Annotated in this window: 22 protein-coding genes; 12 read left to right on the top strand and 10 right to left on the bottom strand. The window is 64.1% G+C overall.

All coding sequences use genetic code 11. The features are described from left to right. Window positions 1-8: 8 nt before the first annotated feature. The 7 genes from IVB46_RS15115 to IVB46_RS15145 all read right to left on the bottom strand — a co-directional run bounded on the left by IVB46_RS15115 (window position 9) and on the right by IVB46_RS15145 (window position 5,463). Window positions 9-1,274, bottom strand: a complete 1,266-nt coding sequence (locus tag IVB46_RS15115; RefSeq protein ID WP_063980969.1) for an AAA family ATPase — start codon at window positions 1,272-1,274, stop codon at window positions 9-11. Next, on the bottom strand, window positions 1,271-2,005 hold the full coding sequence (locus IVB46_RS15120; protein WP_247302206.1) for a CpaD family pilus assembly protein: 735 nt from the start codon (window positions 2,003-2,005) through the stop codon (window positions 1,271-1,273). The genes IVB46_RS15115 and IVB46_RS15120 overlap by 4 nt, the downstream gene beginning before the upstream one ends. A gap of 20 nt (window positions 2,006-2,025) precedes the next feature. Beyond that, window positions 2,026-3,501, bottom strand: coding sequence for a type II and III secretion system protein family protein (locus IVB46_RS15125; RefSeq protein WP_247302208.1), 1,476 nt, complete (start codon window positions 3,499-3,501; stop codon window positions 2,026-2,028). An 11-nt stretch (window positions 3,502-3,512) separates the two neighbouring features. Continuing rightward, on the bottom strand, window positions 3,513-4,307 hold the full coding sequence (gene cpaB / locus IVB46_RS15130) for a Flp pilus assembly protein CpaB (RefSeq protein WP_063980971.1): 795 nt from the start codon (window positions 4,305-4,307) through the stop codon (window positions 3,513-3,515). Between the two features lie 126 nt (window positions 4,308-4,433). Beyond that, window positions 4,434-4,958 carry a prepilin peptidase gene (locus IVB46_RS15135; protein WP_208088838.1) on the bottom strand — a complete coding sequence of 175 codons (525 nt, stop codon included), beginning with the start codon at window positions 4,956-4,958 and terminating at the stop codon, window positions 4,434-4,436. A 123-nt stretch (window positions 4,959-5,081) separates the two neighbouring features. Beyond that, window positions 5,082-5,228 (bottom strand): hypothetical protein, encoded by a 147-nt coding sequence (locus tag IVB46_RS15140; protein ID WP_247302212.1) that lies wholly within the window; start codon window positions 5,226-5,228, stop codon window positions 5,082-5,084. 70 nt (window positions 5,229-5,298) lie between these two features. Next, window positions 5,299-5,463, bottom strand: coding sequence for a Flp family type IVb pilin (locus IVB46_RS15145; RefSeq protein ID WP_014498224.1), 165 nt, complete (start codon window positions 5,461-5,463; stop codon window positions 5,299-5,301). A 269-nt stretch (window positions 5,464-5,732) separates the two neighbouring features. Here IVB46_RS15145 and IVB46_RS15150 point away from each other — a divergent pair, with 269 nt between their 5' ends. Together IVB46_RS15150 and IVB46_RS15155 are read left to right on the top strand one after the other, a co-directional pair. Beyond that, a complete protein-coding gene (locus IVB46_RS15150; protein ID WP_014498223.1) occupies window positions 5,733-6,560 on the top strand; it encodes a sterol desaturase family protein in 828 nt (275 codons plus the stop codon). A 158-nt stretch (window positions 6,561-6,718) separates the two neighbouring features. Beyond that, the gene (locus tag IVB46_RS15155; protein WP_028148373.1) at window positions 6,719-7,216 is read left to right on the top strand and encodes a pilus assembly protein N-terminal domain-containing protein; all 498 of its coding nucleotides are present in this window, start codon (window positions 6,719-6,721) and stop codon (window positions 7,214-7,216) included. A gap of 203 nt (window positions 7,217-7,419) precedes the next feature. Here the strand turns inward: IVB46_RS15155 and IVB46_RS15160 are convergent, their stop codons facing one another. From IVB46_RS15160 to IVB46_RS15170, 3 genes are all read right to left on the bottom strand, one after another. Beyond that, window positions 7,420-7,632: a cold-shock protein gene (locus tag IVB46_RS15160; RefSeq protein ID WP_028148374.1), complete on the bottom strand. Its 213-nt coding sequence runs from the start codon at window positions 7,630-7,632 to the stop codon at window positions 7,420-7,422. 267 nt (window positions 7,633-7,899) lie between these two features. Continuing rightward, window positions 7,900-8,187 carry a translation initiation factor IF-1 gene (gene infA, locus IVB46_RS15165; RefSeq protein WP_008131890.1) on the bottom strand — a complete coding sequence of 96 codons (288 nt, stop codon included), beginning with the start codon at window positions 8,185-8,187 and terminating at the stop codon, window positions 7,900-7,902. A 23-nt stretch (window positions 8,188-8,210) separates the two neighbouring features. Continuing rightward, window positions 8,211-9,782 (bottom strand): DEAD/DEAH box helicase, encoded by a 1,572-nt coding sequence (locus IVB46_RS15170; protein WP_247343057.1) that lies wholly within the window; start codon window positions 9,780-9,782, stop codon window positions 8,211-8,213. A 507-nt stretch (window positions 9,783-10,289) separates the two neighbouring features. Between IVB46_RS15170 and urtA the strand changes: the two genes are divergently transcribed. The 10 genes from urtA (at window position 10,290) to ureC (ending at window position 19,749) form a co-directional block, all read left to right on the top strand. Beyond that, window positions 10,290-11,612: an urea ABC transporter substrate-binding protein gene (urtA, locus tag IVB46_RS15175; protein ID WP_063980975.1), complete on the top strand. Its 1,323-nt coding sequence runs from the start codon at window positions 10,290-10,292 to the stop codon at window positions 11,610-11,612. Window positions 11,613-11,694: 82 nt separating this feature from the next. Beyond that, window positions 11,695-13,302: an urea ABC transporter permease subunit UrtB gene (urtB, locus tag IVB46_RS15180; RefSeq protein WP_247302215.1), complete on the top strand. Its 1,608-nt coding sequence runs from the start codon at window positions 11,695-11,697 to the stop codon at window positions 13,300-13,302. Beyond that, a complete protein-coding gene (urtC, locus tag IVB46_RS15185) occupies window positions 13,299-14,465 on the top strand; it encodes an urea ABC transporter permease subunit UrtC (RefSeq protein ID WP_247302217.1) in 1,167 nt (388 codons plus the stop codon). Before urtB ends, urtC begins: the two co-directional genes overlap by 4 nt. Window positions 14,466-14,470: 5 nt before the next feature. After that, complete coding sequence (urtD, locus tag IVB46_RS15190; protein ID WP_014498216.1) at window positions 14,471-15,232, top strand: urea ABC transporter ATP-binding protein UrtD; 762 nt, start codon at window positions 14,471-14,473, stop codon at window positions 15,230-15,232. A 3-nt stretch (window positions 15,233-15,235) separates the two neighbouring features. Beyond that, window positions 15,236-15,931, top strand: a complete 696-nt coding sequence (gene urtE / locus IVB46_RS15195) for an urea ABC transporter ATP-binding subunit UrtE (protein WP_008131878.1) — start codon at window positions 15,236-15,238, stop codon at window positions 15,929-15,931. Between the two features lie 36 nt (window positions 15,932-15,967). Beyond that, a complete protein-coding gene (locus tag IVB46_RS15200; RefSeq protein ID WP_085401878.1) occupies window positions 15,968-16,798 on the top strand; it encodes an urease accessory protein UreD in 831 nt (276 codons plus the stop codon). 39 nt (window positions 16,799-16,837) lie between these two features. Further along, entirely contained in the window at window positions 16,838-17,140 is a 303-nt protein-coding gene (locus IVB46_RS15205; protein ID WP_007605424.1) for an urease subunit gamma, read from the top strand. A 10-nt stretch (window positions 17,141-17,150) separates the two neighbouring features. Beyond that, complete coding sequence (locus IVB46_RS15210; protein WP_007599812.1) at window positions 17,151-17,456, top strand: urease subunit beta; 306 nt, start codon at window positions 17,151-17,153, stop codon at window positions 17,454-17,456. Window positions 17,457-17,459: 3 nt separating this feature from the next. Beyond that, on the top strand, window positions 17,460-17,999 hold the full coding sequence (locus IVB46_RS15215) for an HD domain-containing protein (RefSeq protein ID WP_247302220.1): 540 nt from the start codon (window positions 17,460-17,462) through the stop codon (window positions 17,997-17,999). Between the two features lie 34 nt (window positions 18,000-18,033). Then, a complete protein-coding gene (ureC, locus tag IVB46_RS15220; protein ID WP_247302221.1) occupies window positions 18,034-19,749 on the top strand; it encodes an urease subunit alpha in 1,716 nt (571 codons plus the stop codon). Window positions 19,750-19,787: the final 38 nt, after the last annotated feature.

Genomic DNA, 19,787 nt, shown 5'->3' on the forward strand with positions numbered 1-19,787 from the left:
GCGGCGGCTTATTTTCCCCGCAACTTGTCAATCAGGGGTGAAAGCAAGGAAGACTTTTGCTTCTTCGTCTCGCTGCGGCCGGTCAGGCGCTGGGCGATTTGAAGGAACATTTCGATCGACTTGTGGTTGGCGGAGATCTCCGCGATCATCTGGCCGTTGTTGGCGGCCGAGCCGAAGATCTGCGGTTCGAACGGGATCGAGACGACCGGCTGGCTCTCGATCGCCTTGGCGAACTCGGCGGCGGCAATTTCGGGCCGTTTCGGGACGCCGACCTGGTTCAGGCAGTAGAGCGGAGGCCGATCGTTGGGCCGCGAGGCCTTCAGCAGATCGAACAGGTTCTTGGTGTTGCGCAGATTGGCGAGATCAGGCGCTGCCACAATCAGGATGTCGTCCGCCCCGATCAGGGCGCGCTTGGTCCAGCCCGACCATTGATGCGGAACGTCGAGCACGATGCACGGCATGGTGGAGCGCAGCGTGTCGAACACGGCATCGAAGGCGTCGGTGCCGAAATCATAGACCCGGTCGAGCGTCGCCGGCGCCGCCAGCAGGCTGAGATGGTCGGTGCATTTCGACAGCAGGCGGTCGATGAAGGCGGTGTCGACGCGATCCGGCGAGAACACGGCATCCGCAATACCTTGCGGCGGGTCCTGGTTGTAGTCGAGCCCGGCGGTGCCGAAGGCGAGGTCGAGATCGGCGACGACCGAGTCCATCGCGAGGTCGCGCGCGATCGCCCAGGCGACGTTGTGGGAGATGGTGGACGCGCCGACGCCGCCCTTGGCGCCGACCACGGCAATGATGCGGCCGACCGCCTTGGCTTCGGGCGCCGAGAACAGGTTGCAGATCGAGCGCACGACGTCGATCGCGCCGACCGGCGCGAGCACGTAGTCGCTGACGCCGCGGCGCACCAGCTCGCGGTAGAGCGTGACGTCGTTGATGCGGCCGATCACGACCACGCGGGTGCCGGCGTCGCAGACCGTGGCGAGATGGTCGAGGCCGGTCAGAAGATCGTTGCGGCCGTCGCTCTCGAGCACGATCACGTTCGGCGTCGGCGCCGAGCGGTAGGCTTCGATCGCGGCCGCCATGCCGCCCATCTGGATCTTCAGATGGGCCTTGCCGAGACGACGGTCTTCGCCGGCCGACTGCACCGCGGCAGCGGTCTCGACGGTCTCGCAGAAAGCCTGGACCGACACGCGCGGTGAGGGAGCAATATGCTCCTCGACCGGCGTCGGCGCCTCGGACTGCTCTTGTTGAGTCTGGCGAGCGTAGCTGATCATTTGCCGGTGTCGCTGAGTTTGGCCTTTTCGGCCTCAGGATAGGTGGTCGCCGTCGTCGTTCCCTTGCGATACTTCTCGAAGGCCGTGGTGCGACGCGCTGTATAGGACGGCGTTTCAGGCCGCGGCTGCTCGAGGTCCGACGGATTGTCGATCATCGCCGCCATGTTGCGCTGATAGGCGCAGCCGTAATTGTAATAGTCCTTGTTCTCGAACCAGCCCTTGTTCTTCATCGAGGGGCCGATGTCGTCCGGCCACAGGCCACAGGGACCGGCAATCGCAGCGATCTTGGAATAGGTGAGCCGGATCGGCGGCAGGAAGCGCCTGTCTTCCGGCTGGTAGGGGCGAATGTTGACGCCGCGCGGCGGAACGCCCGCTCCCGCCAGCATCGCCTGGATCTCGCGCATCGTGTCCGCGACCGGACGCGCGTTGGGCGTGCCGGACGGCACGTCGATGCGGATGGCGCCGGTGCCTTCGTGCAGCCAGGCCGAGGCTACGCCCATCACGTCGGCGCGCTGGGCGGCGGTCAATCCGCCGCGGGCATGGCCGACGAAGACGACGATCGAGCGGTTCTGCTCCTCGATCGCGATCGGATGACGCTGCTTGTAATCGTCGGGGATGGAGGCCGTGACCGCTTCGTTGTGCTGGCAGCCGCCGAGGGCGAGCGCCATGCCGACGAGCGCGCCACCGAAACGGATGGCGCGTTTGCGAATCTGGGGTGGTGCTGTGATCATCGTGAAATCCCCGTTCCGCCTCAGTCGGTAATGAAGCCGTAGGTGCCGCGGTAGTTCTTGGCCGGTTCGGTCCGGCCGGGCACGCCGTAGATGCGGTTGATATTGCCGAGCAGCTCGGCCTGCGGATCTGCAGGCGCGGCGAAGCCGTCATCCGGCCGTGACAGGTCCTTTGGCGACGCCGCGCGGACGACATAAGGTGTCACGATCACCACCAGCTCGGTCGCGTTGTTGACGAAGTCACGGCTGCGGAACAGCGTGCCGAGGATCGGGAGCTGCATCAGTCCCGGCAACCCGCTGACCGCCTGCTTGGTCTGCTGCTGGATCAGGCCGGCCATGGCCATCGCGCCGCCGGAGGGAATTTCGAGCGAGGTTTCGGCGCGGCGGGTCTTGATCGAGGGCACCGTCAGCGAGTTCACCGAGGTCGAGGTCACGGCCTGTGACAGCGTGATCGAATTTTCGTTCGACAGTTCGGAGACCTCGGTCATCACGCGCAGGCTGATCTTGCCTTCGCTCAGCACGATGGGGGTGAAGTTGAGCGAGATACCGAACTTCTTGAAGCTGATCTGGGTGGTACAGACATGCGTGGTGGGATCGCACGCGTAGCCCGCCGGTACCGGGAATTCGCCGCCGGCGATGAAGGTCGCGGACTCACCGGAGATCGCGGTCAGGTTCGGCTCGGCCAGCGTCCGGATCACGCCGGCGCTCTCCATCGCGCGCAGGGTCGCCTGCACCGACGGCGTCGCGCCGAACTTCGTGGTCAGGGCGTTGCCGTCCACCAGATTCTTGCCGAGAGCCGTGAAGGGGTTGGAGTTGGTGAAGCTCACCACCGAGGTGCCGTAGTTCAGGTTCGCGGTGAGATCGATGCCAAGCTGCTTGATGATGGTGCGCGCGACTTCGGCGACGGTCACCTTCAGCATGACCTGGTCGCGGCCGCGGACCACGATCGAGTTCACCACCTTTTCGGCACCGCCGGCGAGGCGCGCGGCGAGATCATTGGCCTGCTGCGCTTCCAGCGGGTTCGCCGCCGAGCCGGTCAGGACGACACCGTCGCCGAGGCCGTCGATCTGGATGTCGGAATTGGGCAGGACCTGCTTGAGCGCTGCGCGCAGGCCGTTGAGGTCGCGCTTGACCGCGATGTCATAGGCCGCGATCTGCTGGCCGGCGGAATCGAAGAACACGATGTTGGTCTGGCCGACCGAGGCGCCGATGATGTAGGCGCGCTGCGACGAGCGGACCACCGCATTGGCGATCTTGGGATCGGCGACGAGCACGTCCTTGATGTCGCGCGGCAGGTCGATCACGATCGACTTGCCGACGCCGAGCGAGAGGAAGCGTGCGTTCATCTGACCGTCGGCCGCGGCCTGCGCCACGGGGCGGTAGTCGGCGGCGATCGCCGGGGTGAGCACCGGGTTGAGCGTCAGCGCGAAGGCGGCCGAAAACGACAGGGCGCGGACCATTGAGGCTCGCATCGTCGCCAAATCTGCCCTGCATTTCATATCGACAGTCCTCATCGTGCCTTCGCCGTCGCGCTTGGGATGCCGTAGCGAATAATCGAAACGCCATCGCGCTTCGCGGAATCATCGAGCGTGATCTCGCTCATCTTGACGTCGGCGATGCTGCGCAGCGCGAGCGACAGCGTGCCGCTCTGCCGGGCCGCGGAGAGCGTCGCCGTCTGCGCGGGATTGAGCTCGAGCGTGACGGTCTTGCCCACCACGGCGTTCTGGCCGTCCTTTTCCTTCGGCGCCTGGTCGATGGCCAGCACGCGGACGTTGGCCAGGATGATCTCGGACGTGACGATGTCCTGGGCGCCGGCGCCCTGGTCGGCGTTCTTGAGGCGGCGCGTCAGAAGCACGTCGACGCGGTCGTTGGGCAGGATGAAGCCGCCCGCGCCGGTCTCCGGCGAGATCTCGGTCGAGATCGCGCGCATGCCGGTCGGCAGGATCGCCGCCATGAAGCCGGAGCCTTCGGCCCTGACCAGCTTCTGGTCGCGGATCGGCTCACCCTGGATGAAGGGCGCGCGGGCGATCGAGCCGATGACCTGGGTTGCGCCCTCGGGGCGCTCGTTGCGGCGGATGAAGGTGGAGCTCGCGGTCGCAGCCGGCCAGGTCTGCCATTGCACGTCTTCCGGCTTCACGGTCTGGCCGAGGCCGATGTCGTTCTTGGCGACCAGGACGTCGACGGTCGGAAGCTGTGCGACCGGAGCCGCCGGTGGCGGCGCAGAGTCCGAGCCGCTCGCCAGGTACGCGGCGACACCGCCGGCGCAGATGGCGACCGTCAGGACGACAATGCGTGCCCTATTCATACGCTTCACTTTCCACAAAACGCCGCGACGCAGCCGCCGCCGTAATCGGCAGTTGACCAGCTATTCGTCAAAGCATGGTTAATGAGGCGTATCTAAATCGGCTTAACGCCGGCTTACCCGGTGCGTTCAGCGCAGTGCGAGGTGAGCGAGGTCGATCGCCTTCACCCATTCGGTCTCCGGATAGACCATCAGCGCGCCGAGCGTGAGCGCGATGCCATAAGGAATGCCGCTCTCCTTGTCGTGCAGCCGTGCCAGCCAGGCCTGGCCCGCCAGCCCGTAAGGCAATGGCCATTGCCGGAACTGGAGCAGCAGCAGCGTCAGGGCTCCGCCGAACAGCGAGGCGTAGAGCAGGAAATCCATCAATTGCGCGAAGCCGAACCAGAGCGCGACCGAAGCCGCGACCTTGGCATCGCCGCCGCCCATCCAGCCCATCGCAAAGCAGCCGAAGGCCACGACGAGGAGCAGTGCGCCGGCGCCGACATGGCTCAGCATCTCGTAAGGTGCCATGCCACCGGCGAAGGCGAGCGCGAAGAAGCCCGCGATCAGCGCCAGCGACACGCGGTTCGAGATGGTCATCGTGAAGAGATCGCTCGCGGCGGCGAAGGCCATCAGGGCCGGGAAGAGCAGAAGGCGCGCAAGGTCGAGGATCATGGGCGGCGTCTTGAGCTTGGGTTCATCGCGGGATCGGGGTGTCGCCGCATGCTAGCCGGCAGTGCTAAACAAACCGACAACGGCGGTAGCGGCGCCACGAGCAGGAATCTGCCGGAGGCGCACTCACCAGATGCTGGCGATGCGCGCGGCGAGGACGGCTGTCGCGAGCAGCAGCGCAAGGCAAACCCAGTACGCCGGCGAAGAGGTCTCGACCGCCTCCGCCTCGCTCGCCGCAACCGCGGCTTTCGTTCTGTACTCGCGCAACGCCACTGGAACTCGCCGCATTCGGAAAAACAAAGGCCCCGGAGGTCCGGGGCTTTTGCCGTCGTTGGTCGGTTGCTTACTTCAGCGAGGAGCTGATCGAGCCGAACTTGGTGTTCAGCGAGCTGCCGAGGTTGTTGACGACGGTGATGATGGCCAGTGCGATGCCGGCGGCAATCAGGCCGTATTCGATGGCGGTGGCGCCGGATTCATCCTTCGCGAAACGCGCAATCAGGTTCTTCATGAACTAAACTCCGTCTGGGGTGTGATCGCCTCGTTCGGCGCTGTGCTTGACGCGATAAACATGAGATCCGAGCTCTTTCGGTAGAGTTAATTCGATCGGGCAAACCCGCTTCCAGCCGGATGCTTTTGCCCAGAGTGAATTTGGCCTTAAGGACGCAATCGAAATTCTTCCTGTTCCAAATGCGCCCCAAGCGCGCCGTGGACTTCACCCTCCCTTAAATTTCGGGGAGTAGGCCTAAGCGGGATCAGAAGTTTGGAAGAGAGGCGACGATGTCGAGCCTGCCCATGCAAGTCGCCTTGATGCTCGGCGAGACCATCCAGAAGATGGTCCCCGTCACCTTCGTGCTCGCGGCGGTCTTCACCGTGCTCGAGCATTTCTGGGCCTGCAATCCCGGCGCGCCGTGGTGGCGCAAGCGCGAGATCCTCACCGACATCTGCTACTGGTTCTTCGTTCCGGTATTCGCCCGCACCATGCGGATCGGACTCCTGATCGTCGGTGCCGGTGCCGTCTTCAACATCCACGACGCCGACGACCTGATCGCCTTCTACGACAATGGCCATGGCCCGCTGGCGCAGTTGCCGCTGTGGGTACAGGCCATACTGTTCCTGGTGCTGTCTGACTTCATGCTGTACTGGCTGCACCGGCTGTTCCACGACGGCGGATTCTGGAAGTACCACGCCATCCATCATTCGTCGGAGGAGATCGGGTGGATTTCCGCGGCCCGCTTCCATCCCGTCAATCTCATGCTCGGGACGATCGGCGTCGACGTCGTGCTGCTGATGGCCGGCATCTCCCCGAACGTCATGATCTGGCTCGGTCCGTTCACCACCTTCCATTCGGCGTTCGTGCACGCCAACCTGAACTGGACCTTCGGGCCGTTCAAATATGTGCTGGCGACACCGGTGTTCCACCGCTGGCACCACACCGCGCTCGAAGAGGGCGGTGACACCAATTTTGCCGGGACGTTTCCGATCTGGGACGTGCTGTTCGGCACCTTCCGCATGCCGGAGGGGAAACTGCCGCAGGACTACGGCAAGGACGAAGCGACCATGCCGAAGGAGATCGGGGGCCAGCTCGCCTATCCGTTCCGCCAGTAAGGGATCTTCTGAGGCAGCAAAACGCCCAGTCCGTTCAAACAATAGTCGGCGAGTTTGCGGAACGTTCACGAATTAAGGGCAGGTTAGCCGGGTCGGGCACCGGCTCCGCTGTGTATCGAATCGCTTCTGCCGGTTTGTGACGTCCCGGGGGTAAGAGTATGCGTAAAGAGTTGCTGCGCCGTCATGCGCGCGTTTGTCTTCTGGTTGCGGCTGCGGTGCTGGCATCGCCTGCCGCCAGCCTTGCCGAGGCGACCGCCGACACCATCGCCGTCAATGTCGACCAGGCCAAGCTGGTCAAGCTGCCCGGCAAGGTAGCGACCATCGTGGTCGGCAATCCCCTGATCGCCGACGTCACGCTCCAGCCCGGCGGCATGATCGTCGTGACCGGGAAGGGCTACGGTGCCACCAATTTCATCGCGCTCGACCGCGGCGGTGAGATCCTGGTCGACCGTCAGATCCAAGTCGAAGGTCCGAGCGACCGGCTCGTCACCGTCTATCGCGGGGTCGAACGCGAGTCCTACAGCTGCATGCCGCTGTGCCAACGTCGCGTGACGCTCGGCGACAGCGACAACTACTTCAACAACACGATGAGCCAGGCCGGTTCGTTGAGCAACAACGCCAGCGGCAATGCCGGCGCGGCCGCCAAAACGAACTAGCAGGACGAACTCGCAAGACGAACTGGCAAGACGAACTCGCAAGACCGACGCGTTGTCCGGCTGCGTCTACGACAGCGCGGATGCGGCCGGTACGACCTGCTGAGTCCATCCGCTCTTTCGGACATGAAAAAAGGCCGTGCGTTGCGCACGGCCTTTTCCTTTTGCTTGTTCGCTAGAGCCGTCCGGGCCAAAGGCCCGTGGGCTCAACCGGCGGCGCGGAGGTTGTCCGCTGCCGACTTGCCGGAACGACGGTCGGCCACGATCTCGTAAGAGACCTTCTGACCTTCACGCAGCGTGCCGAGACCGGCGCGCTCGACGGCGCTGATGTGTACGAAGACGTCCTGGCCGCCATCGTCGGGCTGGATGAAGCCAAAGCCCTTGGTCGCGTTAAACCACTTCACGGTTCCCATGCTCACGGGGTAGTTCCTTCTCAGATGTGCAGTGTCGAAGCCTACTTTCGCAGGCGGGTTAGATCGAGTTTCTGGAAGGGTCGTCAGCGTGTCTGAACCGGCTGTACCGGTGGATGCCAATGTCGTCCGGCCGAAAATCGATAAGTGATTTTATTGGAATTAAGGCACCAAAACAATCCTGACGTGCACGATTTTTTGATCCGCCGCGATCGACACGGCGGATCAGCATACAGGTCAGAATTTTACTTTCGCAGCCGAGATGCTGGAAGCGGATCAACGGCGGCGGAACTGGCCACCGCGCTGTCCGGGACGGGGAGGCCCGCCCACGCCACTCGGACGTTCGTCCTTGTGGCGGAAAATCAGCCGGCCCTTCTCGAGGTCGTAGGGCGACATTTCCACGGTCACGCGGTCACCCGCCAGCGTCTTGATGCGGTTCTTCTTCATCTTGCCGGCGGTGTAGGCGACGATCTCGTGCCCGGCGTCGAGCTGCACGCGGTAGCGCGCGTCGGGGAGGATTTCGGTGACCAGTCCTTCGAACTGGATCAGCTCTTCCTTAGCCATGAATTTCTCCAGGTCGTGGACGGCTAGTGCGAATAGGGTTTGCGGGTCGGTTGGCCCATCGGCCGACTCTCGCGGCGTAAAAAGGCCACGCCTTGTATCCCATCGGGCTTGCCGGCGCTATGCGCGGAACGCTGTTCCGGGCGCTCGGTTGGGGAAGAATGCGTCTTACCACCGGACCGTTGGCGGCGAGACCCCTTCGAGACCTTCTGGCTGCCACCGGGACGTCCGTCAACATGCCTTCCGTCACCGTGCCGACCTTCGCCGGGCCTTCCGTCGCCATGCTTGCCGGCGCTATGGTGGCGTCCGTCGGCATGCCTTTCGTCGGTGCGTCGTCCGTCAGTGTGACGTCCCTCACCATGCCTTGCGCCTTGCGGACGCTGGCCCGGGCGGCCCGGGCGGCCCTGTCGTTGCTGCGGCGGGGGCGGACCCGCATCGCGGCGCCCGGCATCGGTGCGGAGATCCTCGCGCGGCAGCGCCACCTTGATCAGTCGCTCGATGTCGCGGAGATAGCTCAGTTCCTCGCCGCCGGCGACCAGCGAGATCGCGGTGCCTTCGGCACCGGCACGCGCGGTGCGCCCGATGCGGTGCACATAGGTCTCGGGCACGTTGGGCAGGTCGAAATTGATGACGTGGCTGATGCCGTCGACATCGATGCCGCGGGCGGCGATGTCGGTGGCGACCAGGGTGCGGATCTCGCCGGAACGGAACTGGGCGAGCGTCCGCTCGCGATGGTTCTGTGACTTGTTGCCATGAATGGCGCTGGCGGCGATGCCGGCCTTCTCAAGTGTCTTCACGACCTTGTCGGCACCATGTTTGGTGCGGGTGAAGACCAGCGCGCGATTGACCGGCTCGTCCTTCAGGAGCTTGGTCAGGAAGGCGGGCTTGGCCGAGAAATCGACTTGGATGATGCGCTGGTTGATCCGCTCGGCGGTCGAGGACACCGGGGTGACCGCAACGCGGGCGGGGTCCCGCAGCATGGCGTCGGCGAGCTCGGCGATGTCCTTCGGCATGGTGGCCGAGAAGAACAGCGTCTGCCGCTTGATCGGCAGCTTGGCGACGATTTTGCGGATGTCGTTGATGAAGCCCATGTCGAGCATGCGGTCGGCCTCGTCGAGCACGAGGAATTCGACGCTTCCGAGCTTCAGTCCGTTGCTCTGCACGAGGTCGAGCAGCCGGCCGGGGGTCGCCACCAAGACCTCGAGGCCAGGCATCAGCGCGCGAACCTGGCGGCCCATCGGCACGCCGCCGATGGCGAGCGTCGAGGACAGCCGGATGTGGCGGCCGTAGGCGTTGAAACTGTCGAGGATCTGGCCGGACAGCTCGCGGGTGGGCGAGAGCACCAGCACCCGGCAGGTCTTCGGCTGCGGCTTGATGCGGTTCTCGAGCAGGCGGTGCAGGATCGGCAGCGCGAAGGACGCGGTCTTGCCGGTGCCGGTCTGGGCGATGCCGATGACGTCGCGGCCGGTCAGCGCCGTGGGAATAGTCTGGGCCTGGATGGGGGTGGGGGTGACGTAATTCTCTTCGGCGAGAGCACGCGCGATGGGTTCGGCAAGGCCGAAGTCCTGAAAGGAAGTCAAAAGATGGGTTCTTTCCATGTCGAAAGCGGGCGCCCAGCGCAATCAGCGGGGCACGCGCAATAAGGGTGTCGAATGGACACCTGCGTGTTTGGGGTGTCGGATGGCTTGATGGGATGGGGCAAGCCAGAGGCCCGGAAAGGGCTTAAGAACACGCGGCTCGCTACGACCCCTTGATTCGCAAGAGGTCTCGAACCTCCATATGGAACATTCAGGGGGCGGTTTCAAGGCAACGCGGCCTCAAACCGCGATTGCAGTGCAGAAATAGTTATGCCGGAAATTTAGACAGGGTTGCTGTTTTGCTCAAAAAATAACCTGTCTGCCGCATTGGCATACATTTTATTCGCCCAAGATTTGAGCAATCGGAGTGCGGCGAAAGTTGGATTGCAGCAAAATTATCTAGCCTGACCAATAGGTTGGCATGTGCTCAGCCCATGGCATGGTTCTTGCGATTCTGTTAATCGCAGGCGGCCGTGGGGCCGTTTCGCAGCGTCTTTTTCACGTCTGCGTCAGGGAGATGATACATCCATGCTTAACAAATCCACTCACGATATAGCGGCGTCATTTAGCCGCCGTGGCGTTCTCGCCGCGACCGCCGGACTGATGATGGGTCTGGCTTCATTGACCGGCGCCAAGGCCGCGGACGACACCATCAAGGTCGGCGTCCTTCATTCTCTCTCCGGCACCATGGCCATCAGCGAAACCACGCTGAAGGACACCATCCTCTTCCTCATCGACGAGCAGAACAAGAAGGGCGGCGTCAACGGCAAGAAGCTCGAAGCCGTCGTGGTCGACCCTGCCTCGAACTGGCCGCTGTTCGCCGAAAAGGCGCGCGAGCTGATCACCAAGGACAAGGTCGCGGTCGTGTTCGGCTGCTGGACCTCGGTGTCGCGCAAGTCCGTGCTCCCGGTCTTCAAGGAGCTGAACAGCATCCTGTTCTACCCCGTGCAGTACGAGGGCGAGGAGAGCGAGCGCAACGTGTTCTACACGGGTGCTGCGCCGAACCAGCAGGCGATCCCCGCCGTCGACTATCTGATGAAGGACGAGAAGGTGAAGCGCTGGGTGCTCGCGGGCACCGACTACGTCTATCCGCGCACCACCAACAAGATCCTGGAGGCCTACCTGAAGTCGAAGGGTGTCGCCCAGGAAGACATCATGATCAACTACACGCCGTTCGGTCACTCCGACTGGCAGACGATCGTGGCCGACATCAAGAAGTTCGGCTCGGCCGGCAAGAAGACCGCGGTGGTTTCGACCATCAACGGCGACGCCAACGTTCCCTTCTACAAGGAGCTCGGCAACCAGGGCATCAAGGCCAAGGACATCCCGGTGGTCGCGTTCTCGGTGGGTGAGGAAGAGCTCGCCGGCATCGACACCAAGCCGCTGCTCGGTCATCTCGCCGCCTGGAACTACTTCCAGTCGATCAAGTCGCCCGAGAACGAGAAGTTCATCAAGGCCTGGCAGACCTACACCAAGAACCCGAAGCGCGTGACCAACGATCCGATGGAAGCGCACGTCATCGGTTTCGACATGTGGGTCAAGGCGGTCGAGAAGGTGAAGTCGACCGATCCGGACAAGGTGATCGACGCGCTGCCCGGCATCGAAGCCAAGAACCTGACCGGCGGCACCTCCAAGATGCTTCCGAACCATCACATCACCAAGCCGGTGTTCATTGGCGAAATCAAAGCCAACGGCCAGTTCGACGTGGTGTGGAAGACCCCGGGTCTTGTCGCAGGCGACGCCTGGTCGAAGGAGCTCGATGGCTCCAAGGACCTGGTCGGCGACTGGGTCGGCAAGAAGTGCGGCAACTTCAACACCAAGACCAACAAGTGCCTCGGCTCGGGCTCCTGATCCCGATCTGTCGGTTCATTGCACGACGGGAGGAGGCGGCTATTCCGCCGCCTTCTCCCCACTTCTGCCGGGGTGATTCAAAGTGCCAACCAATTTGTCCGCTCGTCTCTGTACCTTTGTCCTCTCGTTGTTCCTGATCGCGTTCGCACTGCCGGCCTTTGCCGGTCCGTTCGAGGATGCGGTCGCCAAATTCGCCAATGACGATTACTCCGATACGGAAGAGGCGATCGGCGTGGTCGCGAGCAGCGGCAACAAGCTGGCTTTCCCCATCATCAGCGCGCTCCAGGACGGCCGTCTCATGGCCGATCCTGATAGCAAGAAGGTTTACGTCACCGGTGCCGACGGCAAGTCGATCGATGCTGCGACCGGCGAGCCCGTCGCCAGCGTTCCCGACAGCGCCAGCGCGGTGCGCCTCAACAACCGCCTGCGCCGCAGCGTCGACGCTGCGATCGGCAGCCTGACGCTCCAGTCGCCGGATGTCGGAACGCGCCTGCAGGCTGCGCAATCCGTCTTCAAATCGCATGAGGAGACCGCACTCGAGGCGGTCGATGGCGCGCTCGCCAAGGAAACCAACAAATCGGTCAAGGCCGCACTCGGCGATGCCCGCGCCGCGATCCTGCTGTTCAAGTCCGATGCCACCGAGGTCGAGAAGCTCGAGGCGGTCGCGACCCTCAAGGCGCGCGGCGACCAGGAGGCGATGGCGTTGCTGACAGGCATGGGCGATCAGCCGGCCTCGGTGACCAAGGCCGCTGCGAGCGCAATCAGCTCGATCCAGGGCTCGCTCGCGGTCTGGTCCACGGTGCAGAATGCCTGGTACGGCCTCTCGCTCGGCTCGGTGCTGCTGCTCGCCGCGATCGGGCTCGCCATCACCTTCGGTGTGATGGGCGTCATCAACATGGCGCATGGCGAGATGGTGATGATCGGCGCCTACACCACCTTCGTGGTGCAGGAGGTGATCCGCACCCGCTATCCCGGCCTGTTCGACTATTCCTTGCTGATCGCCGTGCCGCTCGCCTTCCTCGTTGCCGGCGGCATCGGCGTGCTGATCGAGCGCAGCATCATCCGTTTCCTCTATGGTCGTCCGCTGGAGACGCTGCTGGCGACCTGGGGCCTGTCGCTGGTGCTGCAGCAGGCGGTCCGCACCATGTTCGGCCCGACCAACCGCGAGGTCGGAAATCCCTCCTGGATGAGCGGCGCGTTCGAGCTCGGCCAGATCACCATCACCTATAACCGGCTCTGGATCCTCGTCTTCACGCTCGCAGTGTTCGCGATTTTGCTGGCGATGCTTCGCTATACCGCGCTTGGTCTCGAGATGCGCGCGGTGACGCAGAACCGCCGCATGGCGGCCTCGATGGGCATCGCCACCTCGCGCGTCGACGCGCTGACCTTCGGCCTCGGCTCCGGCATTGCCGGTATCGCCGGCGTGGCGCTGTCGCAGATCGACAATGTCAGCCCCAATCTCGGCCAGAGCTACATCATCGACAGCTTCATGGTCGTGGTGTTCGGCGGCGTCGGCAATCTCTGGGGCACGCTGGTCGGCGCCTTCACGCTCGGCATCGCCAACAAGTTCCTGGAGCCGGTCGCAGGCGCCGTGCTCGGCAAGATCGCGATCCTCGTTCTCATCATCCTGTTCATTCAAAAGCGGCCGCGCGGCCTGTTCGCGCTCAAGGGCCGTGCGGTGGAAGCATGACCCCCCACATGCTGACCAGGTCGCTGGACCGCGGCGCGACGATCTTTCTCGCCATCGTCGCGGCCTGCGGCATCCTCATCCCGCTCTCCAACCTGCTGCTGCCCGCGGGCTCGGTGCTGCAGGTGCCGACCTATCTGGTCGCGCTCTGGGGCAAATATGTCTGCTACGCGATCCTCGCGCTCTCGATCGACCTGATCTGGGGCTATTGCGGCATCCTCTCGCTCGGCCACGGCGCCTTCTTCGCGCTCGGCGGCTACGCGATGGGGATGTACCTGATGCGGCAGATCGGCACCCGCGGCGTCTACGGCAACCCGATCCTGCCCGACTTCATGGTGTTCCTGAACTATTCGAAGCTGCCCTGGTACTGGTACGGCTTCGACATGCTCTGGTTCGCAGCACTGATGGTGCTGGTCGTGCCCGGCCTGCTTGCCTTCTGCTTCGGCTGGCTCGCCTTCCGCTCCCGCGTCACCGGCGTGTACCTGTCGATCATCACGCAGGCGATGACCTATGCGCTGCTGCTCGCCTTCTTCCGCAATGATTTCGGCTTCGGCGGCAACAACGGCCTGACCGACTTTAAGGACATCCTCGGCTTCAACGTGCAGGCCGAGGGCACCCGTGCCGCGCTGTTTGCGCTGAGCTGCCTGGCGCTGATCCTGAGCTTCCTGATCTGCCGCTCCGTCGTGTCCTCCAAGCTCGGCAAGGTTCTGATCGCAATCCGCGACGCGGAATCGCGCAGCCGGTTCCTCGGTTACCGCGTCGAATCCTACAAGCTGTTCGTGTTCACGTTGTCGGCCTGCATGGCCGGCGTTGCCGGTGCGCTCTACGTGCCCCAGGTCGGCATCATCAACCCGAGCGAATTCGCACCCGGCAATTCGATCGAGGCGGTGATCTGGGTCGCGGTCGGCGGGCGCGGTACGCTGATCGGCGCGGCACTCGGCGCCGTCGTCGTCAACTACGCAAAAACGTTCTTCACCTCGGGCATGCTCGCGCCCTACTGGCTGTTCATGCTGGGCGCGCTGTTCATCCTGGTGACGCTGCTGTTGCCGAAGGGCATCGTTGGCACCTTCAACGCCTGGTGGGACTCGTCGAAGGAAAAACGCACCGCAGCCAGCGCGAGCGCCGCGGCCGAAGATGGCGTCACCGAACCCAAGATGGCGGAGTAGGCGCAATGAACGTCATGGACACCCGCGCGACCTCCGCGATGCTCTATCTCGACGGCGTGCACGTCTCGTTCGACGGCTTCCACGCCATCAACAATCTGTCGCTGACGCTCGCGCCCGGCGAGATGCGCGCCATCATCGGCCCGAACGGCGCCGGCAAGACCACGATGATGGACATCATCACCGGCAAGACCAAGCCCGACGAGGGCACGGTGCTGTTCGACGGCGTCACCGATTTGACACGTCTGGATGAGACCCGCATCGCCGAGCTCGGCATCGGCCGCAAATTCCAGAAGCCGACCGTGTTCGAGAGCCAGACCGTGCAGGACAACCTCCTGCTCGCGCTCAATGTCGACCACAGCGTCAAGGGCACGCTGTTCTGGCGCGGCAGCAGGGCGGAGTCCGAGCGCATCGACAAGGTGCTGGAGACGATCCGCCTCACTGATGCCCGCAACCGCCTCGCCGGCAGCCTCAGCCACGGTCAGAAGCAGTGGCTCGAGATCGGCATGCTGCTGGCGCAGGATCCGAAGCTGCTGCTCGTCGACGAGCCCGTCGCGGGCATGACCGACGTCGAGACCCATCTCACCGCCGAGCTGCTGAAAGAGATCAACAAGACCCACACCGTGATGGTCGTCGAACACGACATGACGTTCGTGCGCGAGCTCGGCGTCAAGGTCACCTGCCTGCATGAAGGCACCGTGCTTGCGGAAGGAACCATCGACCAGGTCTCGTCCAACGAGCGGGTCATCGAAGTCTATCTGGGGCGCTGAGCGATGCTTGAGGTCAAGGACATCAACCTGTTCTACGGCGCGGCGCAGGCGCTGCGCGGCGTCTCCATCGCCGCAGAGCCCGGCAAGGTCACGTGCGTGCTCGGGCGCAACGGCGTCGGCAAGACCTCGCTGTTGCGCGCCATGGTCGGCCAGTATCCGATCTCCTCCGGCGCGATCGTGCTCGACGGCAGCGACATCACGGGCCTGAAGCCCTATGAGCGGGCGCGCAAGGGCATCGGCTTCGTGCCGCAGGGCCGCGAGATATTTCCGCTGTTGACGGTCGAGGAGAATCTCAAGACCGGCTTCGGCCCGCTCAAGCGCGAGGACAAGCACATCCCGGACGACGTGTTCTCGCTGTTCCCGGTGCTGCAGTCCATGCTCGGCCGGCGGGGCGGCGACCTCTCCGGCGGCCAGCAGCAGCAGCTCGCGATCGGGCGTGCGCTGGTGATGCGGCCAAAGCTGCTGCTGCTCGACGAGCCGACCGAAGGCATCCAGCCGTCGATCATCAAGGACATCGGCCGTGCCATCTCCTACCTGCGTAACCTCGGCAACATCGCCATCGTGCTGGTCGAACAATATCTCGACTTTGCCTGCGAACTCGGCGACAGTTTCGCGGTGATGGATCGCGGCGCGGTGAAGTTCTCCTGCGACCGATCCAATCTCGATCCGGCCGAAATCAGCCGCCAGATGGCGCTGTAATCCGAAAATTTCTGCCGCGGCCGGCTGGGGAGACGGATGCGCAGCGACGCTTTGACGACATCTTCGGTTTTCGAGGCGAACCGCGCCCGCGGCGCGGTGCGCTTCGACGTCCATGCGCGCGATGGCGTGACGCGGCGTGGCGTCTTGCATGAGTCCGGCTCCCTGCGTGTGCGCTTTCCCTCGCCGGAGGGCGAGGGGCTCTCCGGCGTGTTCGTCAACACGGCTGGCGGTGTTGCCGGCGGAGATAGTTTTGACATCGAGATCGCGGCAGGGCAGGGGTCGCGCCTGACATTGACCACCGCTGCGGCCGAGAAGGTCTATCGCGCGCCAGGGGCGGCGGCGCAGCTCAATATCGCCTTGAAGGTCGCCGCAGGCGCGCATCTCGGCTGGCTGCCCCAGGAGACGATCCTGTTCGATCGCGCCCGGGTCCATCGTCGTTTCGACATCGAACTCGACGAGGCCGCCTCGCTTCTGCTTTGCGAGATCGTCGTGTTCGGCCGCACCGCCATGGGCGAGCGGATGGAGCAGGGCGAGTTCTTTGATCGCTGGCGGCTGCGTCGTGGGGGCAAGCTGGTGTTCGCCGAAACCGTCAGGCTCGACGGCAATATCGGTGCAAAACTTGGGCGATCGGCGGTGGCCAAGGGCGGTGCCGCGATCGGCACGGCGCTGATCGTTCCCGGCGACGAGCGGCTGATCGAGCGTATCCGCGAGGCCTCGGAGTCATTCGCCGGCGAGGTCGGAATCTCCGCCTGGAATGGCTTTGCAATGGCGCGGTTCTGTGCCCAAGATGCCGCGCGCTTGCGCGCCGACATGATGGCGGTGCTGGCGCGGACCGGCGCGGCGCTGCCGCGGCTGTGGCTGAGTTGATGGCTGCTGAATTGATGCATTGAACGGAAGAGATGCTGCATGAACCTGTCTCCCCGCGAAAAGGACAAGCTCCTGATCTCGATGGCGGCCATCGTCGCCCGCCGCCGGCTGGATCGCGGCGTCAAGCTCAACCATCCCGAGGCGATCGCGATCATCTCCGACTTCATCCTCGAAGGCGCGCGCGACGGCCGCACCGTCGCCGAGCTGATGCAATCCGGCGCGCAGGTCCTCACCCGCGACCAGGTGATGCCGGGCATTCCCGAAATGATCCACGACATCCAGGTCGAGGCGACCTTTCCGGACGGCACCAAGCTCGTCACCGTGCACGAGCCGATCAGGTAGGAGCGAGAGCATGATCCCCGGCGAACTCTTCATCCAGGACGGCGAGATCGAGCTCAATGCCGGCCGCAAGACCGTGACGCTGACGGTGGCCAACACCGGCGACCGCCCGATCCAGGTCGGCTCGCACTACCATTTCTTCGAGACCAACCCCGCGCTGAAATTCGACCGCAAGAAAGCCCGCGGCATGCGCCTCGACATCGCCGCCGGCACCGCCGTCCGCTTCGAGCCCGGCCAGACTCGCGACGTCCAGCTCGTCGCCGTGGCGGGGAAGAAGACGATCTACGGTTTTCGCGGCGACGTGATGGGGAAGCTGTGAGTCATGCTCTCCGCCGTGCGCCTCGTCTCCGAAGCTGCTGAGCTGGCCGCGCGCCGGCACAATGGCATGGCGCGCAAGGGGCGGGGGAACGAGCCTTACATCAATCATCTCGCGGAGGTCGCGAACCTGCTGGCGACGGCGACCGATGGCGCGGATGCCGAGCTGGTCGCGGCCGGGTGGTTGCATGATGCGATCGAGGACACCGAGACGACGCGCGAGGAACTTGCGGAGAGGTTTTCGGACCGTGTCGCCTCCCTCGTCGTTGAATGCACCGACGACATGAGCCTGCCCAAACCAGAGCGGCGACGCCGGCAGATCGTCGATGCACCGAAGAAATCGGCCGGCGCCAAGCTGATCAAGATCGCCGACAAGATCAGCAATATCGGCGCGCGCATTCATTCCGACCCGTCCGCGGAAGAACGCGACGATCTCGCCGACTACACGGGCTGGGCTGAGCGGGTCGTCGCCGGATGCCGTGGCGGCAATTCGTGGCTCGATGCAAAATTCGACGATGCCGTAAGCGCAGCGAGGGCTTCGCTGTGAACAACCAAAAATTCAAACGCAAACGGGGCTTGTGATGTCCGTCAAAATAAAGCGTTCCGTCTATGCCGACATGTTCGGCCCGACCACCGGCGACAAGGTGCGGTTGGCCGACACCGATCTCATCATCGAGGTCGAGAAGGATTTCACCACCTACGGCGAGGAGGTGAAGTTCGGCGGCGGCAAGGTGATCCGCGACGGCATGGGGCAGTCGCAGGTCACCAACAAGCAGGGCGCGGCCGACACCGTCATCACTAATGCGCTGATCGTCGACCACTGGGGCATCGTGAAGGCCGACGTTGCGATCAAGGACGGCATGATTTCGGCGATCGGCAAGGCCGGCAATCCCGACATCCAGCCGGGCGTCACCATCATCGTCGGCCCCGGCACCGACGTGATCGCGGGCGAAGGAAAAATCCTCACCGCCGGCGGCTTCGACAGCCACATCCATTTCATCTGTCCGCAGCAGATCGAGCACGCGCTGATGTCTGGCGTCACCTCGATGCTCGGCGGCGGCACCGGTCCCTCGCACGGCACGTTCGCCACCACCTGCACGCCGGGACCGTGGCACATGGGGCGGATGATCCAGTCGTTCGACGCCTTCCCGGTCAATCTCGGCATCTCCGGCAAGGGTAACGCGTCGCGGCCCGCCGCCCTGGTCGAGATGATCAAGGGCGGCGCCTGCGCGCTGAAGCTGCACGAGGACTGGGGCACCACGCCGGCTGCGATCGACAACTGCCTGTCGGTGGCCGACGATTACGACGTCCAGGTCATGCTGCATTCCGACACGCTGAACGAATCCGGCTTCGTCGAGGATACGATCAAGGCCTTCAAGGGCCGTACCATCCACGCCTTCCACACCGAGGGCGCCGGCGGCGGTCACGCCCCCGACATCATCAAGGTCGCGGGGCTGAAGAATGTGCTGCCGTCCTCGACCAACCCGACGCGGCCCTTCACCCGCAACACCATCGACGAGCATCTGGACATGCTGATGGTGTGCCACCATCTCGATCCCTCGATCGCGGAAGACCTCGCGTTTGCGGAGAGCCGCATCCGCAAGGAAACCATCGCCGCCGAAGACATTCTGCACGATCTCGGCGCGCTCTCGATGATGTCCTCGGACTCGCAGGCCATGGGCCGCCTCGGCGAGGTCATCATCCGGACATGGCAGACTGCGGACAAGATGAAGAAGCAGCGCGGGTCGCTCGCCGAGGACAAAGGCAAGGACAACGACAATTTCCGCGTCAAGCGCTACATCGCCAAATACACGATCAATCCCGCGATCGCGCACGGCGTGTCGAAACTGATCGGATCGGTCGAGAAGGGCAAGCTCGCCGATCTCGTGCTGTGGTCGCCGGCCTTCTTCGGCGTCAAGCCGGACTGTATTATCAAGGGCGGCTCGATCGTCGCCGCCCCCATGGGCGATCCCAACGCCTCGATCCCGACGCCCCAGCCGGTGCACTATCAGCCGATGTTCGGTGCCTTCGGCAAGGCGCGCACCGCGTCGTCCGTGGTGTTCACCTCGAAGGCGGCGGTCACCGGCGGCCTCGCGCGAAAGCTCGGCATCGACAAGAAGCTCTATGCGGTGCAGAACACCCGCGGAAAAATCTCGAAGAAGAGCATGATCCACAACGACGCCACGCCTAATATCGAGGTCGATCCCGAGACCTACGAGGTGCGCGCCGACGGCGAACTGCTCACCTGCGCGCCCGCCGAGGTGCTGCCGATGGCGCAGCGATATTTCATGTACTGAAATGGCGCCTGGACGCATGCTCCCGGCGCAGGCCCGGG

The sequence above is a fragment of the Bradyrhizobium sp. 61 genome (assembly GCF_023073075.1).
In the GTDB taxonomy this organism is placed as follows: domain Bacteria; phylum Pseudomonadota; class Alphaproteobacteria; order Rhizobiales; family Xanthobacteraceae; genus Bradyrhizobium; species Bradyrhizobium barranii.

Bases quoted from the DNA above. Each gene is read 5' to 3' on its own strand.
- IVB46_RS15115 (WP_063980969.1), bottom strand. From the start codon at position 1,274: ATGATCAGCTACGCTCGCCAGACTCAACAAGAGCAGTCCGAGGCGCCG.
- IVB46_RS15120 (WP_247302206.1), bottom strand. From the start codon at position 2,005: ATGATCACAGCACCACCCCAGATTCGCAAACGCGCCATCCGTTTCGGT.
- IVB46_RS15125 (WP_247302208.1), bottom strand. From the start codon at position 3,501: ATGAAATGCAGGGCAGATTTGGCGACGATGCGAGCCTCAATGGTCCGC.
- cpaB (WP_063980971.1), bottom strand. From the start codon at position 4,307: ATGAATAGGGCACGCATTGTCGTCCTGACGGTCGCCATCTGCGCCGGC.
- IVB46_RS15135 (WP_208088838.1), bottom strand. From the start codon at position 4,958: ATGATCCTCGACCTTGCGCGCCTTCTGCTCTTCCCGGCCCTGATGGCC.
- IVB46_RS15145 (WP_014498224.1), bottom strand. From the start codon at position 5,463: ATGAAGAACCTGATTGCGCGTTTCGCGAAGGATGAATCCGGCGCCACC.
- IVB46_RS15150 (WP_014498223.1), top strand. From the start codon at position 5,733: ATGTCGAGCCTGCCCATGCAAGTCGCCTTGATGCTCGGCGAGACCATC.
- IVB46_RS15155 (WP_028148373.1), top strand. From the start codon at position 6,719: ATGCGTAAAGAGTTGCTGCGCCGTCATGCGCGCGTTTGTCTTCTGGTT.
- infA (WP_008131890.1), bottom strand. From the start codon at position 8,187: ATGGCTAAGGAAGAGCTGATCCAGTTCGAAGGACTGGTCACCGAAATC.
- IVB46_RS15170 (WP_247343057.1), bottom strand. From the start codon at position 9,782: ATGGAAAGAACCCATCTTTTGACTTCCTTTCAGGACTTCGGCCTTGCC.
- urtA (WP_063980975.1), top strand. From the start codon at position 10,290: ATGCTTAACAAATCCACTCACGATATAGCGGCGTCATTTAGCCGCCGT.
- urtC (WP_247302217.1), top strand. From the start codon at position 13,299: ATGACCCCCCACATGCTGACCAGGTCGCTGGACCGCGGCGCGACGATC.
- urtD (WP_014498216.1), top strand. From the start codon at position 14,471: ATGAACGTCATGGACACCCGCGCGACCTCCGCGATGCTCTATCTCGAC.
- urtE (WP_008131878.1), top strand. From the start codon at position 15,236: ATGCTTGAGGTCAAGGACATCAACCTGTTCTACGGCGCGGCGCAGGCG.
- IVB46_RS15200 (WP_085401878.1), top strand. From the start codon at position 15,968: ATGCGCAGCGACGCTTTGACGACATCTTCGGTTTTCGAGGCGAACCGC.
- IVB46_RS15205 (WP_007605424.1), top strand. From the start codon at position 16,838: ATGAACCTGTCTCCCCGCGAAAAGGACAAGCTCCTGATCTCGATGGCG.
- IVB46_RS15210 (WP_007599812.1), top strand. From the start codon at position 17,151: ATGATCCCCGGCGAACTCTTCATCCAGGACGGCGAGATCGAGCTCAAT.
- IVB46_RS15215 (WP_247302220.1), top strand. From the start codon at position 17,460: ATGCTCTCCGCCGTGCGCCTCGTCTCCGAAGCTGCTGAGCTGGCCGCG.
- ureC (WP_247302221.1), top strand. From the start codon at position 18,034: ATGTCCGTCAAAATAAAGCGTTCCGTCTATGCCGACATGTTCGGCCCG.